Source organism: Polynucleobacter arcticus, assembly GCF_013307205.1.
Classification (GTDB): Bacteria; Pseudomonadota; Gammaproteobacteria; order Burkholderiales; family Burkholderiaceae; genus Polynucleobacter; species Polynucleobacter arcticus.
In genome coordinates this window covers 1,688,727-1,704,071 of record NZ_CP028940.1, presented here as the reverse complement: position 1 = coordinate 1,704,071, position 15,345 = coordinate 1,688,727, and the positions used below count along the sequence as shown (strand labels likewise).

The following is a 15,345-nucleotide window of genomic DNA, read 5'->3' as shown; positions in this document are numbered from 1 at the left end:
AAACTTTCTATAGTTACCAGGGAAGCCTATCGCCAGAGTAGCTAATAAACGTTCCTGAGTCTTCTTTATTTAATGAGAGTAAGACATTGAGCATGTCTTGTGCAGCATCTAATGGGGGGCGACCAATTTGCTGCCCTTTAAAGGGTTGTGACAGTCGAGAATTTACCGTGCCAGGATGCAAAGCAATTAAAGCGGTATTAGGTTTGGTGCGCCCAAACTCAATGGCAGCAGTCTTGATAAGCATATTAAGTGCTGCCTTAGAGGCGCGGTAGCTGTACCAACCCCCGAGCCGATTATCTTCAATGCTACCTACTTTGGCAGACAGCGTTGCCATCACAGAGCCTGCCGGATCGAGTAGCTTCGAAAACTGCTGAATAGTGAGACTCGGACCGATTGCGTTGATCTGCAGGAGAGTTTGTAGCGGCACTGGATTAAGGTCATCCAATTTTTTCTCTGGCATCCATTCAGCGGAGTGCAGCACCCCAATGGTATTGATAATCAGCTGAAAGGGGGCCTCTCCCATAAGTGCCTTAGCAGCGATTTCGATGGTGCCGAGATCTTGATAGTCTATTGGATTCTCAGAATTCCGATGGATACCGACGACCGCTGAACACATTGGGTTGTTCTGCAGGAGCTCAACAAAAGCTGAGCCAATCGTTCCAGAGGAGCCAATGATCAGTGCGCGGAAGGGGTCTGGGATTAATGGCATAAATTAATTAAGTAAGTTCTCAACCAGTTTATTGAATAAGTCTTAAACTTGCTTGATGACGACGCGCCTGCCCCAAACGCTATCAGAAGCTGATCTCTCTAGGTTGATTGAGATGGCCTGGGAAGATCGCACTCCATTTGATGCCATTGAAGCTACTTTTGGGTATTCCGAGCCCCAGGTAATTGCTTTAATGAGAAAACAGCTTAAACGCAATTCTTTTGAGCTTTGGCGCAAGCGAGTGACGGGTAGGGCAACCAAGCATTTGGCCCTCCGCAGTAAGTTGGTTACTCGTGCGTACTGTGCAACTCAGTACAAGCAAAAATAGGCCCCATGAAAAAGCTGACGATGTTTTATGACGGCCAATGTCCTTTATGCCAGGCAGAGATCCAGTTTCTCTCTGGGCGCAACCAGGCAGGGCTACTCAGCTTTGTTGATATCAATTCAGATCAATATTCTCCTGAACGTGTGGGCGTCTCTTGCGATCAAGCTTTGGCTTCGATGTGCGCTCAATATGAGGGTGGCGAACTCATCCAGGGTGTTGAGGTGTTTTCAGCTGCCTATAGTCGTGCCAATCTGCCTAAGCTTGCATGGGTTTTTTCTAGGCCGGCACTCCAGCCTGTTTGGAACGTGGGCTATCGATTTTTTGCAAAACATCGTCATGCGATTTCTGCATTATTGGGGCCGCTTGCTCTCAGACTAGTTAATAAGAAAGTGAGCTAGAAAGTATGAAGCGTGTTTATGTATTAGTACTGGCTTTAGGCATGAGTGTGGCAACGAGCTCTGGATTTGCAAAAGAGCCGCCCCACATTAAAAGTATGATGGGACAAGTCCAATTACAAGGCCTAGGCAGGCTGAATTTCTGGGGATTTCATGTCTACGATGCCAATCTATATCGTGGTGCTGCGAAAGACTCTCAAGAGTTCGCCCTCGAGCTCAAATACCAGAAATCCTTCTCAGGAGAGGCGATCGCCAATCGTACAGCTGATGAAATGAAAAACATGGGCGTTGCTGATGCGCAAGCAGCATCCTGGGGTAAAGAACTGGCGGGCATATTTCCTAATGTGGAGCCTGGCCAGACTATTACCGCTGTCTATATTCCGAAGCAGGGCACCAGTTTCTTTTATGAAGGCAAAAAGATATCTCAAATTCAGGGTGCTGATTTCGCAAAAGCTTTTTTTGGGATTTGGCTGGACTCAAAAACGAGCGCACCAAGGCTTAGAACAGATTTATTAGGTCAGGGCTGTCCTCCACCACTTATTTCGGGAGCATGTTAAATGTGTAGAGCTTATGTTGCAGCAAAATTACTAGTTGCAGGTCTAGTCATGACAGGCTTATTTGCCTGCTCTTCACCGACGGTAATGCAATATGCTAAGGAGAAGCCGACTCTGGATCTCAGCGAGTATTTCAACGGCACGATTGATGCCTATGGAATCTTTACCGACCGCAGTGGCGAGGTAAAAAAACGATTCACTGTGCTGTTGGTCGCGCAGTGGAAGGTAGTTGACGGTAAAAAAGTCGGCACTCTCGACGAGAGTTTTGAGTACTCTGATGGTACTAAGCAAAAGCGTATTTGGACTTTGACTGAAACTGCTCCTGGCAAGTTCATTGGTAGGGCAGACGATGTAGTAGGGGATGCAATAGGAGAATCAGCGGGCAATGCGCTCAACTGGGCTTATACCCTGGCCTTACCAGTAGATGGCACGATTTATCACGTGCAATTTAATGATTGGATGTACCTAGTTACCCCTAAGGTCATGATTAATAAAGCCAAGATGAGTAAGTTTGGAATTGACTTGGGTGAAGTGACTCTCAGTTTTTATAAGCGCTAATTTATGTTGAGTCAGACTTTCGGATTTACCTGTCATATAGGAATACCAGTTTGAAAAAACTTTTACTCATCCTGGGCGATCAGCTTGATCTCGATAGTGCCGCTTTAAAAGATATTCGCCCGAAGGTGGATGAAGTCCTCATGGTCGAGTCAGCCCATGAGGCGCAGCATGTTTGGTCACATAAAGCGCGCATTACTTTGTTTTTATCGGCGATGCGTCACTTTGCTGGGCATCTAAAAGATCTGGGTTTTACTCTCACCTATATCCAACATTCGCCCAAAACGATCGTTGAAGAGCTCAGTAACCACATCAGCAGTGGGAAATTTACACACCTTGTTTGTGTGGAGCCTGGGGAGTGGCGTCTCAAACAGTCGATTGAGGCTTTAGCGTCAGAACTCAATATTGTTTTAGAAATGCGGCAGGATAATCATTTCTATTGCACTCATCAAGAATTCAAGGGCTGGGTTGCTAATAAGAAAGAGTTGCGACTGGAGTACTTCTACAGGCTGATGCGTAAGACTCATGGCATCTTGGTGGATTCAGATGGAAACCCCGAGGGCGGTCAATGGAACTTCGATCGAGATAACCGCAAGCCTTTTCCAAAGAAGGGGCCTGGTTTAATCCCGTCCCCAGAATTATTTGAGCCGGATGACATTACCAAAACGGTATTAGCTGAGGTTGAGGAAAGGTATGCAGATCACCCCGGGTCCTTGGCTCACTTTCAGTGGCCAGTGACTCGCGCCCAAGCGCTTCAAGCTTTACAGGGATTTGTTGAGCACCGCTTGTCGACATTTGGTATTTACGAAGATGCGATGTGGACTGATACGCCTTTTGGTTGGCACTCACTACTCTCCAGCTCTCTTAACCTCAAATTGCTCAATCCAAGAGAAGTGATAGATGCAGTCTTGCTTGCCTGGAAAAAACAGGATTTAGAGCTGGCGACGGTAGAGGGATTCATTCGTCAGATCCTCGGTTGGCGTGAATTTGTGCGGGGAATGTATTACCTCGATATGCCTCAAATGGCGCTCGATAATTTTTATGGTCACCAGAACCCATTACCCGATTGGTACTGGACTGGTAAAACCAATATGAAGTGTATGCAGCAGGCAATTGGTCAAACGCTCGAGTATGGGTATGCCCATCATATTCAGCGCTTAATGGTGACAGGTAACTTTGCCTTGCTCGCAGAAATCCTGCCAAAAGATGTCTGTGATTGGTATCTTGCAGTTTATGTCGATGCCATTGAATGGGTGGAACTTCCCAACACCGCTGGAATGGCTTTATTTGCGAGCGGCGGTCGCTTTACTAGTAAGCCTTACATTGCCAGTGGCGCCTACATCAAGAGAATGAGCAATTATTGCGGCTCCTGCCAATACAAGCCAGATATCCGCTTTGGAGAGAATGCCTGCCCAATAACTAACCTCTATTGGAATTTTCTGATTCAGCATCGTACTCAATTTGAGGCTAGTCCGCGTACTCGACTGATGACTGCCAATTTATCCCGCATTAGCGACACGGATCAACAAGCGATTCAGGTTCATGCAAAAGGGCTTTTAGGGAACTTGAACGCCCTTTAATAGTTTTAACCCGTCTATAGCTAAAGGCAACGCGTTTTATGAATTTGTGTCACACTTTCACTATATAAATCAGTAGGTTAAAAAACCATGAGAATTGAAGATACCGATCCAGCACGGCATGCCGGCATTGAATATCCTATGGAAGTGGGTGCTCCTGTATTTGCACCGATCAAAGTCCTGGAAGAAAAAGATAAGGCAGTTAATGTCGCACGCCAAAATGCCAAGCTCGAATACGATCGCATCATGGAGCAAGCCGAAGTATTAATGAAGCAGGCGCGCTCGCTTCAAGCAAGACTAGATGCCACAGAAATGGTGCACAGTGCCAAATTTAGTTTTAACCCTCTGCACGGCAAAACATACCATTTGTATTTTGATAGCCGCATTGGTGCAAACGTATTGATTCAGAATGGCCCTGATCAGTGGAGCTGCGGCATCCCTGGCTCCTGGACATATTCCATGGCAGTCAAAAAGCTAGGTGACAGCACCTGGGCAATTGTTGAGGATGAAGAGATTGCCTCTTCCGCGATTGCAGTAAGATAATTTTTTACATAAAAATAATAAGGTGACTTGTGACAACTGCTCGAATGGTTAGTCTTTCAGAACTCGGCAATGCCGATGTGATTCAGTTAATTGATAAAGAGCTTCCGGCTCCAGGAAAAGGCGAAGTACAGCTTCGTCAAACTGCAATTGGCTTTAACTTTATTGACGTGTACCAGCGCTCGGGTGTTTACCCTTTAGAGCTGCCCACGGGTCTTGGTCATGAGGCGGTTGGTGTAGTGGAGGCATTGGGCGAGGGCGTTACTCGATTTAAGGTGGGCGATCGCGTGATGTATATGAATGCCGGTATCGGTGCTTATGCCAGTGCGCGCAATGTGGCTGTTGATAAGCTGGTAGCAGTTCCGGATACTGTTTCTGATGAAGTCGCTGCTGCGGTGTTCTTTAAGGCAATGACTGCGCAATACTTGGTTCAAAAAACTTATCAAGTGAAATCTGGGGACGTCGTGTTAGTCCATGCTGCCGCTGGTGGTGTGGGTCAAATTCTGGCTGGTTGGGCAAAGTCCTTGGGTGCTTTTGTAGTCGGTACTGTGGGCTCCGCATCTAAGTTTGCCGCGGCAAAAGATGCTGGATGTGATGCCGTAGTGGATTACTCTCAGGCTAACTGGGTTGAGGAAGTTCTCAAGGCTACAGGTGGTCGTAAGGCTAATGTGGTTTACGACTCAGTTGCGAAGACTACCTTCCTGGGATCGTTGGAATGTGCCGCCCCCTTTGGTACGGTAGCTCTATTTGGTGCAGCTTCTGGCCCGGCTCCAGAAATTCAACCAGAAATTCTGAATAAGAAGGGTTGCCTCTTCTTAACTAGGCCTTCTGTATTCCCACATAATGCGACCCCGGAGTTGCTTCAAGAAAATGCTCGTGCGGTATTTGACGCTATTGCTCAGGGCCGTGTAAAGGTGCAGATCGGCGCCAAATTTACTCTTGAGCAAGCCGCCCAGGCGCACAAAGCAGCTGAAGGAAGAACGGTGTCTGGAGCAATTGTGATAACGCCTTAAGCAAAATACTGTCAGATGAGAACCCCGCCTTGGCGGGGTTTTTTTATAAGTATTGCATTGCCACACAAACCAGCCCACCTTTTCTCCGCTATAGTTTGACAAGACTACGGATTAATTGGAGATCACTATGCGCACTCATCTTTTTTCGGGCTCTTTGGTGGCCGGGATTCTCTCTGCATTGCTACTAAGTCCTGCGACTTTTGCACAAACTCCCGCAACGAATAAAGCGAGCACTCAAAGTGGCACTGAACTCTTGTGGCTGGGTCAGGCTGGATTTCGGATCAAGAGCCCAAATGGCAAGATCATCTTGATTGATCCTTGGATTACTGGCGGACCAAAAGCACCACCGATGTATAAAAATGATTTGGCTGCTATTGGACCCGTTGGTGTTGTTAGTAACCCATGCTCACATGGACCATCTTGGCGATGCGCCGGCGCTTGCCAAGATGAATAACACTAAGCTGTATGGTCCAGCCGATATGGTGACGCCACTCATTACCTTAGGCATATTACCTGCTGATCTTGGGCATCGATTTAATAAGACTGGCCGAGTTACACCTTTGCCTGGTATTAAGGTGACTGCTGTGCAGGCAGAGCATTCTTCATTGTTGGTTTGGAAAAATCCAGCTACTGAAAAAATGGAATCCCATCCGGCGGGTGAGCCGGTTGGTTACATCATTGAATTAGAGAATGGTTTCAAAATCTGGCATATGGGTGACACAGGACTCTTCAGTGATATGAAGTTTATTGCCGAGCACTACAAACCTGACCTCGTATTAATTCCGATTGGTGGTAATTTCACGATGGCTCCGGACGACGCGGCTTTTGCATTGCGTACCTGGATAAAGCCAAAAATGGTGGTCCCAATGCACTACAACTCTAATCCACTGACAAAAGGTACTCTGGCTGAGTTTCAAGAAGCTATGAAGGGTAGCTCGATCAAAATCATCCCGATGACTGAAGGTCAGACTGTTCAGTTTTAAAAATTCATTGTGTGTATAGGGACTCTTTGTGATTGTTGTTTCATCTAAAGTAAAAGAGCAGCTTGCCCCTAATGGCGTTCTAGTTGCCTCAGTGTATTTAGGTAATTTCCTGTTGGTTACTGGTCAATCATCTTCAGGAGAGCCCACTGGAATTGCGCCGGATATTTGCCGCGCGATTGCTGAGCGCTTGGGAGTGGAGCTTCAATTGAAGGGTTATAAAACTCAGGAAGAGGTTATAGATTCAGCGGCCTCAGGGCGAAGCGGAATTGCACTGGTAGGCTCTGATCCGACTCGCGCTAAAAGGGTGACATTTACACCTGCCTATGTGGAGCTTGAGGCAACTTATTTAGTTCCAGCTAATTCAGCCATTGTGGATGTTGCTCAGGTTGATCAACCTGGGATTCGTATTGCTTCTTTTTTTAAGAGTGCATACGATCTCTGGTTACAGCGTAATCTCAAGCATGCCACCCTAGTTCATGCTGATAGTGTGGTGGCGAGTAATGCCTTATTTGTGCGAGAGAAGTTAGATGCATTGGCGGGCTTAAAAACTGGGCTAGTAGCTGCCTCTCAGAATATTCCTGGATCGAGAGTTCTGGATGGACAGTTCACGGGCATTCAGCAAGCCATCGCCACTAAAAATTCCAATCAGGAATCAATCCAATTTCTGAGTACATGCGTTAACGAATTGATCACCACAGGTTTGGTAACAGCATTAATACGGAAGTATCAGGTGCAAGGGTTATCGGCTGCGCCGGCATCAATCAATACTTAAGGGTCAATACTCAAGAAATTGAATGGGAAGAGTAAGCATGCCCTCTGCGGTTCAAAATAGCGGTAGTTGAGAGAGCAAAGTGCATCACCATGACGCCTCAGGCCATTGGTGCCTCCCAGAGAGGGCATCTGAATCGGGCTGTAGACAAGACAAAGCTTTTACTCATAACTCGGCTTATAATTAGCTAAGCGATTGAATTAAAAGAAATTTATTCTTTAAACACTGTTTTGGGTGGTTTGACAGTCCTTCGGGGCTCTTAGACAATGCCTGGGGTGGTTTGATTCAAGCCATTTCTCCTGATGACAGCCATAAACTCCTCTTCCCCTCAATCTACTGCGCCAGTACTGGAAGCTCGAGAGATCACTTGTGTACGAGGTGAGCGAGAGTTGTTTTCCAGGCTGAATATGCAGGTGTCTCCTGGAGAATGCCTGCATATTCGGGGTGAAAACGGCGTTGGAAAGACCAGTCTTTTACGCTTATTAACGGGCTTGGCCTCTCCCGAGTCCGGTGACATCCTTTGGGGTGGCCGATCTATAAAAAACGATGCGCAGGACTATCACCGCAAACTGCTGTTTTTAGGTCATCGTGACGCGCTCAAGGAAGATTTAACTGCCCTTGAAAATCTGCGCATGTTTGCGGCCATTGATGGCATTGCCATTTCCGATGTAGATGCTATCTCTTCCCTGTGGAGATTTGGACTAAAAGGGCGCGAGGATCTACCCGTCAACTGTTTATCTGCTGGCCAGAAAAAACGGGTCTTGATGGCCCGCATGCTAACGCGCCGTGCGCAAGTCTGGATTTTGGATGAGCCTTTTAATGCGCTTGATACCCAAGCAGTGGGTGAGTTGCAAGGATTGATAGCAGAGCATCTAGAAAACGACGGTCTGGTAGTTTTGACTAGCCATCAGCCATTGGCTATGCCGCAATTGAAGGTGCTCGACTTATGAACGCCTTCTTGACGATTGTTAAGCGCGATTTATTGCTAGTGATGCGTCGCAAGAGCGAGGTCTTAACGGCATTATTTTTCTTTGTGATTGTGACCAGCTTATTCCCATTAGGAATTGGCGCCGATGCTGCCTTACTCAGAAAGATTGCCCCGGGGGTCATTTGGGTGGCTGCATTGCTTTCCACTTTACTGGGTTTGCAGCGGATATTCGCAGCAGATTATGCGGATGGCACTCTAGAGCAGCTGGTGCTATCTCCAAATTCTTTTACTGCGCTGGTCTTTGGCAAGATCGTGGCCCATTGGTTGGTGTGCGGTCTCCCCCTGGTTTTACTGGCACCAGTGATCGGCATTCAGTTTGATTTGGACACTTCCTCTCTCACCGTCTTGATGGCAGCGCTACTGCTAGGAACACCTGTTTTATCATTGCTGGGCTCGATTGGAGCAGCCCTGACTTTGGGGGTGAGGGGTGGCAGTGTCTTGTTGAGCTTGCTGATTCTGCCGCTATATATTCCTGTATTAATTTTTGGCGCTGGCGCTGTTTACGCTAGCAGTGTTGGGTTAGATATCAGGGGCCATTTTTCGCTGCTGGGCGCTATATTCATTTTGGCATTAGCATTTGTGCCTTGGGTTAGCGCTACCGCTGTCAAGATTGCCATCGAATGAGTAATACACATAATTTATCCTCCAGCCGCATCATGAATTGGTTCAGATTCTCGAGCCCGAGTACCTTTTACCCTTTGGCCGGAAAAATGATTCCATGGTTCTGGGCGCTCACGATTATTTTCGGGGTGGCAGGCTTGTGGGTGAGTTTTTTCGTGGCGCCAGTAGATGCCGTGCAGGGCCAGGGTTATCGAATTATTTTTGTTCACGTCCCCGTCTCTTGGATGTCCATGTTTATCTATTTGGTGATGGCTGCTTGGGCAGGATTAGGTTTGATATTCAATACCCGCTTATCCGCAATGATGGCGCAGGCGCTGGCACCAATCGGCGCTTGGATGGCTTTCCTTTCCCTGTGGACTGGAGCCTTTTGGGGTAAGCCCATGTGGGGTGCTTGGTGGGTTTGGGATGCGCGTTTAACGTCTGAGTTAATTCTCTTATTTTTATACCTTGGCTTTATTGCCTTGCAGGCATCGATTGATAATGCCCGGCGTGCAGATAAAGCGGGGGCGATTTTGGCCTTAGTAGGAGTGATCAATGTCCCGATTATTTATTTTTCGGTGAAATGGTGGAACACCTTACATCAAGGGGCCTCCGTTTCTTTAACTAAGGCTCCCGCCATGGCCCAGACGATGCTGTGGGGGATGTTGTTAATGGCCCTCAGTTTGTGGATGTACTCAATCGCAGTAGGGTTAATGCGTGTGCGAGCCATCATTTTGGAGCGTGAGGCCCATACTGATTGGGTTAAGCAATTAAATGAGGTGAAGCACTGATGTGGAATAGTCCAGCAGAATTCTTTGCAATGGGTGGTTATGCGCTGTATGTGTGGTCCAGCTTTGGGGTATGTGCCTTAGTGTTTCTGTTGGAGCCCTTGGCAGTTCGGGTACGCCATCAGGCGATTGTGCGCAGACTTCGGCGCGAAGTGATGGCGGAGCAGTTTGATCAAAAGGGTGGAAAGTGAAACCAAGACATAAGCGGGCGGCTGTGATTGTTGGCGCTCTTATTGCGATTAGTGTAGCTGCGGTATTAATTTTGAATGCCCTAAACAGTAATATTGCTCTGTATGTCACCCCGAGCGAGGTGGCTGCCGGTAAGTCGCCGGCTGGTCAAGTCTTTCGCATTGGTGGCATGGTTAAGGATGGTTCAGTGAAGCGAGATGGTTTAACAGTCCACTTTGTGATTACCGATATGGCGAAAGATATTCCAGTCGCCTATACCGGCATCCTTCCGGATTTATTTAAAGAAGGTAAGGGCGCTGTGATTCAAGGTCGCCTGAATCCAGATGGGCAATTTGTTGCTAGTGAGGTACTAGCTAAACACGATGAAAACTATATGCCACCAGAGGCTAAACATGCTTTAGAGCAGGCTCAAAAAAATGGAAGTAAATAATGATTCCTGAGTTAGGGCACTACGCATTAATTCTGGCTTTATGTGTGGCTATCGTTCAAGGTATCCTGCCATTGGTCGGCGCGCATCAAGGCAGACGTGAGTGGATTTTGTTAGCTAGACCAACTGCGCAAACAGTGTTCTTGTTGCTAGCAATCGCATTCTTCATCTTGGCATGGAGCTTCTATACCAATGATTTCTCAGTACTGTATGTGGCAGATCATTCAAACTCTCAAATGCCCATGATTTACCGCTTAGGTGCTGTATGGGGCGGTCATGAGGGATCCTTATTACTTTGGGTTTTCTTGTTATCCACCTGGACATTTTTGGTTGCACAGCTCTCCAAGGCCTTGGATGAATTCATGGTGGCGCGTGTCATCGGTGTGCTGGGCCTGGTAATTACAGGTCTTCTGCTGTTTGTACTGTTGACTTCAAATCCTTTCGAAAGGATGTTGCCAGCTGCGCAAGATGGCCGATCTTTAAATCCCTTATTACAAGATCCGGGTTTGGTATTTCATCCGCCAATGTTGTACATGGGTTATGTGGGTTTCTCGGTAGCATTTGCCTTTGCGATTGCTTCTTTATTGTCTGGGCGATTAGATGCGGCTTGGGCACGCTGGTCACGTCCTTGGACAACGGCAGCCTGGGTATTTCTGACCTTAGGTATTGCACTCGGCTCTTGGTGGGCTTATTACGAATTAGGTTGGGGTGGCTGGTGGTTTTGGGATCCTGTTGAGAATGCCTCTTTTATTCCTTGGCTGGTTGGCACTGCATTGCTGCACTCTTTGGCGGTTACCGAGAAACGTGGCGGCTTTAAGAGTTGGACGGTGCTGCTAGCCATTACCGCTTTCTCGCTGTCACTATTGGGAACATTCTTAGTACGCTCTGGAGTATTAACCTCAGTCCATGCATTTGCGACAGATCCGAAGCGCGGTATTTTTATTTTGATTTTCTTGGTCTTGGTAGTGGGTTCATCCTTAACGCTCTATGCTTGGCGTGCTCCTAAAAGTACCTTAGGGGGTAAGTTCAGCTTCACCTCCAGAGAAACCTTTATTCTGCTCGGCAATGTTTTCTTAGTGGTATCGGCGGCATCTGTGCTTTTAGGCACGCTCTATCCTTTGCTAATTGATGCTTTGCATCTCGGCAAGATCTCGGTTGGCCCGCCGTACTTTAATGCGGTCTTTGTGCCGATCATGATTCCACTATTGGTCTTGATGGGTATTGGACCTTGGACTAGCTGGAAAAACTCGAATCTCTTAGCAGTCATTAAGCGCTTGTGGACCGCGGCTGTGGTTGCAGTAATAGCCGCTGGATTAATCCCATGGGTAATGGGTGAATTTACTTGGCTTAGTAGCCTTGGTTTTTTACTAGCCTTCTGGGTGATCTCTTCAGGAGTGCTGCAAATCATTCGTCAAGCAAAAGCAGGCAAGCCTACACGTTCTTTTATTGGCATGCAGGTGGCGCATCTCGGTATAGCCGTGTTTGTGATTGGCGTCACCATGGTCGGCGCTTATCAAGAAGAAAAAGATGTGCGCATGCTTGCTGGTGAGAGTGTGAGTGTTGGCGGCTATCAAATTCAGATGCAAGGTGTGAGTGCTGTACCTGGACCAAACTACAATGCGATGCAAGGCACATTTCTGCTGACTCGTAATGGAAATTTAGAGGCCACTATGTATCCTGAAAAGCGCAGCTACTTCTCTTCTACGATGCCGATGACCGAGGCCGCAATTGATGTTGGCATTACCCGGGATATTTATGTTTCCTTGGGTGAAGAGTTGGATGACAAATCCTGGGCAGTTCGCGTGTATTACAAGCCTTTTGTCGACTGGATTTGGGGTGGCTGTTTGCTGATGGCCTTGGGTGGCGTTTTAGCCATTTCAGATAAACGCTATCGCATGAAGCTGCGGAAGTCCACAGTATGAAGGCCAAGTTTTTAATTCCACTAGTGTTGTTTGTGATTTTGGTTGGATTTTTGGCAGTAGGTCTCAGTCGTGATCCACAAGAGTTGCCATCCCCTTTAATCGGCAAACAGGCTCCGGCTTTTAAATTACCTCAATTAAACGACCCCACAAAAACTTTTTCTCCTGAGAGTATGAAAGGCAAGCCCTGGATTTTGAATGTATGGGCCTCTTGGTGTGTTGCTTGCCGCGAAGAGCATCCTGTTCTGGTTGAGCTTGGTAAGTTACAGGTAGCACCTATTATTGGGTTAGATTACAAAGACAAGCGCGAGGATGCGCTAGCAATGCTTGAGCGCCAGGGCAATCCATATCTTTTATCAGCTGTTGATGCCAATGGTCGAGTAGGTATTGATTATGGCGTGTATGGCGTTCCAGAAACCTACGTGATTGATAAGGCTGGTGTGATTCGCCTCAAGCACATTGGTCCGATTACCATGGAATTGCTAAATAAGAAGATTATTCCTTTGCTGGGTCAGCTCCAATAATGTTGCGAAAAGTGCTCTTATCGACATCGCTTATTTTTGCGCTAGTAGGCTCGATCAATCTATCCGCAGCTAAAGATGCAGTGCCCTTGGCTGATGATCCCGTTACTGAGCAACGTCTCATTGTGATATCAGAAGAAATGCGTTGCCTCGTTTGTCAGAATGAATCCCTTGCAGGCTCCCGCTCCGATTTAGCGAATGACTTACGTCAGGAAATTCGTATTCTGATTAAAGCAGGTAAGACTGACGAGCAAATTCGGAGTTTTATGGTTGAGCGTTACGGAGATTTTGTTTTATATCGCCCACCAGTCAAGCCGATTACATGGCTCCTTTGGATTGGGCCCTTTGTGATTTTGCTCGCCGGAATTATTGGTTTATTGGTTTACTTGCGCCGCAGAAATCTGAGCGCGCCTAGTACGGTGTTATCTAAAGAGGATAATGCGCGTATTGATGCGCTACTCAAGGATGCAAAAGCCAATTCAACAGAAAATATCTCATGACTAGCTTTTTAATACCGGCGCTTCTCTTGTTAATTTTGGTCTTGGTCCTGCTACTACGTCCATTCTTATTTCCCGCTAAAGAGTTAGCGACCTCGCGTCGTCAGATGAATGCGGCTATTTATCAAGAAGAGCTAGAGAAGCTTGAGGCAGATCGCCAATCAGGTGCAGTTGATAGTGCAAACTATGAACAGACTCACGCAGAAATGCGTCAGCGTCTGTTTCAGGATACGGATGAGGCAGATGATCTTGCGACCTTAGGTTCTCCCAAGAAAACCATCATTGGAATTTGTATCTTCGTAGTACTGCTTTCAGCAGGACTGTACTTTTTCTTGGGTGATGCTACTCGGATTGCGGAGAACAAGGCCGATAAGCCAGCAACTCAGGAATCCGTAGAGAAGATGGTTGCGGAGTTTGCTGCCAAGATGGAAAACGAGCCCGATAACCTGAAGGGTTGGGCAATGTTGGCACGATCCTATCGGATCTTAGGACGTAATGTGGATGCTGAGAAAGCGTATGCCCGTGCAGGATCTTTTGTAGACTCTGATCCACAATTATTAGCAGACTACGCTGATGTATTGGCAACAAATGCAAATGGTAGCTTTGCTGGTAAACCGCTACAACTGATTAATAAAGCATTAGCACTTGATCCCAATAATCTGCTGGCCTTATGGCTTTCTGGAACGGCAGCTTTTAATGCCCAGAACTATAAGTTAGCCGTCCAGTCTTGGGAAAAGTTAGCTAAACAATTACCCCCCGATTCAGATGAGTTCCGTGAGATTTCTGCTTCTATTGCAGAGGCACGCAGCAAGGGTGGACTTTCTCCAGCGAGCCCACCAGCAGTGAGTAGTCCTGGTGTCAGTGGTCAAATCAATATTGCCCCTGATCTGAAATCTCAAATCAAGCCGGGTGATGTGTTGATGGTAATTGCTCGCAAACCAGGTGAGCGCATGCCAGTAGCCGTTCTTAAAACTGCAGTGACTGCATTCCCAATCAATTTTGTCTTGAATGATGCTTTGGCAATGAGCCCCAGTGCATTGATTTCTCAGTTAACTGAAGTGTCAGTTGAGGTGCGTATCTCCAAAACAGGAATGGCTATGCCAGAATCTGGTGACTTGATATCGACACCCCAAACAATCAAAGTCGGTACAACGAATACTCGCCTCAAGATTGATCAAGTCAGGCCTTAACTAGCCTCGTCCAACAAACGGCATATTACTAGCCATGATGGTCATGGAGAGGATATTGCTCTCTGGAGGCAGCTGGGCCATGTTCAGTACTGCCTGTCCAACATGATCCACGTCCATGAGTGGCTCGACCTTCTTTGAGCCGTCTGCCTGCATAATTCCGGCGGCCATAGGGACGGTCATTTCAGTTCCTGCATTGCCAATATCGATTTGACCGCAAGTAATATGAAAAGCACGCCCATCTAAAGCAATGGATTTAGTGAGGCCCGTAATGGCATGTTTAGTGGCCGTATAAGGCGCAGACATCGGGCGAGGGGCATGCGCAGAGATCGAGCCATTGTTGATGATTCTGCCACCTTGAGGCGATTGCGCTTTCATCATGCGAATAGCCGCCTGTGAACATAAAAAAGCACCGCAGAGATTGGCATTAACGACATTCATCCATTGCTCGTAAGTGAGCTCCTCCATAGGGATTGCTGGAGCCCCCATGCCGGCATTATTAAAGAGCACATCAATGCGGCCAAACTGTTTTTGTATTTCTGTAAACAAGCGTTGTACTTCTTCTGGCTTACCCACATCACAAGCGAAAGCTAGACAGTTTTGATTGTTTCCACCAATAGCCTGGATAGCGAGAGTTAGTTTCTCTAAATTTCTACCGGTAAGGACAACTCGAAAGCCACCATTCAGCAGGGCTTTAGCTGCAGCCTTACCAATGCCGGTTCCTGCCCCAGTGACTAGAGCTACTTTATTGAGAGTTGTACTCATGAATATCCTAATGGCTCGCTAAAACCCCCATCTTATCTCGAAATATT

19 protein-coding genes and 1 pseudogene are annotated in these 15,345 nt (G+C 47.2%); 18 read left to right on the top strand and 2 right to left on the bottom strand.

What is annotated here, in order from left to right; translation table 11 throughout:
• Positions 1 to 13: 13 nt before the first annotated feature.
• Positions 14 to 709: an SDR family NAD(P)-dependent oxidoreductase gene (locus DN92_RS08680; protein WP_173960860.1), complete on the bottom strand. Its 696-nt coding sequence runs from the start codon at positions 707 to 709 to the stop codon at positions 14 to 16.
• A 55-nt stretch (positions 710 to 764) separates the two neighbouring features.
• Between DN92_RS08680 and DN92_RS08675 the strand changes: the two genes are divergently transcribed.
• The 18 genes and pseudogenes from DN92_RS08675 to ccmI all read left to right on the top strand — a co-directional run bounded on the left by DN92_RS08675 (position 765) and on the right by ccmI (position 14,536).
• Positions 765 to 1,034, top strand: coding sequence for a TIGR03643 family protein (locus DN92_RS08675; protein WP_173960859.1), 270 nt, complete (start codon positions 765 to 767; stop codon positions 1,032 to 1,034).
• Between the two features lie 5 nt (positions 1,035 to 1,039).
• Positions 1,040 to 1,429 carry a thiol-disulfide oxidoreductase DCC family protein gene (locus tag DN92_RS08670; RefSeq protein ID WP_217426021.1) on the top strand — a complete coding sequence of 130 codons (390 nt, stop codon included), beginning with the start codon at positions 1,040 to 1,042 and terminating at the stop codon, positions 1,427 to 1,429.
• A gap of 5 nt (positions 1,430 to 1,434) precedes the next feature.
• Positions 1,435 to 1,983: a chalcone isomerase family protein gene (locus tag DN92_RS08665; RefSeq protein ID WP_217426020.1), complete on the top strand. Its 549-nt coding sequence runs from the start codon at positions 1,435 to 1,437 to the stop codon at positions 1,981 to 1,983.
• Positions 1,984 to 2,538 carry a DUF3833 domain-containing protein gene (locus DN92_RS08660; RefSeq protein ID WP_173960858.1) on the top strand — a complete coding sequence of 185 codons (555 nt, stop codon included), beginning with the start codon at positions 1,984 to 1,986 and terminating at the stop codon, positions 2,536 to 2,538.
• Positions 2,539 to 2,588: 50 nt separating this feature from the next.
• Complete coding sequence (locus DN92_RS08655; protein ID WP_173960857.1) at positions 2,589 to 4,115, top strand: cryptochrome/photolyase family protein; 1,527 nt, start codon at positions 2,589 to 2,591, stop codon at positions 4,113 to 4,115.
• A gap of 87 nt (positions 4,116 to 4,202) precedes the next feature.
• Positions 4,203 to 4,655 (top strand): DUF2452 domain-containing protein, encoded by a 453-nt coding sequence (locus DN92_RS08650; protein WP_173960856.1) that lies wholly within the window; start codon positions 4,203 to 4,205, stop codon positions 4,653 to 4,655.
• 29 nt (positions 4,656 to 4,684) lie between these two features.
• Complete coding sequence (locus DN92_RS08645; protein WP_173960855.1) at positions 4,685 to 5,665, top strand: quinone oxidoreductase family protein; 981 nt, start codon at positions 4,685 to 4,687, stop codon at positions 5,663 to 5,665.
• A 127-nt stretch (positions 5,666 to 5,792) separates the two neighbouring features.
• Positions 5,793 to 6,648: pseudogene (locus DN92_RS08640) on the top strand (metal-dependent hydrolase).
• A gap of 28 nt (positions 6,649 to 6,676) precedes the next feature.
• Positions 6,677 to 7,420, top strand: coding sequence for a transporter substrate-binding domain-containing protein (locus DN92_RS08635; protein ID WP_173960854.1), 744 nt, complete (start codon positions 6,677 to 6,679; stop codon positions 7,418 to 7,420).
• Between the two features lie 299 nt (positions 7,421 to 7,719).
• Positions 7,720 to 8,367: a cytochrome c biogenesis heme-transporting ATPase CcmA gene (ccmA, locus tag DN92_RS08630; RefSeq protein ID WP_173960853.1), complete on the top strand. Its 648-nt coding sequence runs from the start codon at positions 7,720 to 7,722 to the stop codon at positions 8,365 to 8,367.
• Positions 8,364 to 9,029, top strand: coding sequence for a heme exporter protein CcmB (gene ccmB / locus DN92_RS08625; protein WP_173960852.1), 666 nt, complete (start codon positions 8,364 to 8,366; stop codon positions 9,027 to 9,029). Before ccmA ends, ccmB begins: the two co-directional genes overlap by 4 nt.
• Positions 9,026 to 9,796 (top strand): heme ABC transporter permease CcmC, encoded by a 771-nt coding sequence (ccmC, locus tag DN92_RS08620; protein ID WP_173960851.1) that lies wholly within the window; start codon positions 9,026 to 9,028, stop codon positions 9,794 to 9,796. The genes ccmB and ccmC overlap by 4 nt, the downstream gene beginning before the upstream one ends.
• On the top strand, positions 9,796 to 9,984 hold the full coding sequence (gene ccmD / locus DN92_RS08615; RefSeq protein WP_173960850.1) for a heme exporter protein CcmD: 189 nt from the start codon (positions 9,796 to 9,798) through the stop codon (positions 9,982 to 9,984). The genes ccmC and ccmD overlap by 1 nt, the downstream gene beginning before the upstream one ends.
• A complete protein-coding gene (gene ccmE, locus DN92_RS08610) occupies positions 9,981 to 10,412 on the top strand; it encodes a cytochrome c maturation protein CcmE (protein WP_173960849.1) in 432 nt (143 codons plus the stop codon). Before ccmD ends, ccmE begins: the two co-directional genes overlap by 4 nt.
• A complete protein-coding gene (locus DN92_RS08605; protein ID WP_173960848.1) occupies positions 10,412 to 12,331 on the top strand; it encodes a heme lyase CcmF/NrfE family subunit in 1,920 nt (639 codons plus the stop codon). Before ccmE ends, DN92_RS08605 begins: the two co-directional genes overlap by 1 nt.
• Entirely contained in the window at positions 12,328 to 12,852 is a 525-nt protein-coding gene (locus DN92_RS08600; RefSeq protein WP_173960847.1) for a DsbE family thiol:disulfide interchange protein, read from the top strand. Before DN92_RS08605 ends, DN92_RS08600 begins: the two co-directional genes overlap by 4 nt.
• Positions 12,852 to 13,349, top strand: coding sequence for a cytochrome c-type biogenesis protein (locus DN92_RS08595; RefSeq protein ID WP_173960846.1), 498 nt, complete (start codon positions 12,852 to 12,854; stop codon positions 13,347 to 13,349). Before DN92_RS08600 ends, DN92_RS08595 begins: the two co-directional genes overlap by 1 nt.
• Complete coding sequence (ccmI, locus tag DN92_RS08590; RefSeq protein WP_173960845.1) at positions 13,346 to 14,536, top strand: c-type cytochrome biogenesis protein CcmI; 1,191 nt, start codon at positions 13,346 to 13,348, stop codon at positions 14,534 to 14,536. The genes DN92_RS08595 and ccmI overlap by 4 nt, the downstream gene beginning before the upstream one ends.
• Here the strand turns inward: ccmI and DN92_RS08585 are convergent, their stop codons facing one another.
• The gene (locus tag DN92_RS08585; RefSeq protein ID WP_173960844.1) at positions 14,537 to 15,298 is read right to left on the bottom strand and encodes an SDR family oxidoreductase; all 762 of its coding nucleotides are present in this window, start codon (positions 15,296 to 15,298) and stop codon (positions 14,537 to 14,539) included.
• Between the last annotated feature and the right edge of the window lie 47 nt (positions 15,299 to 15,345).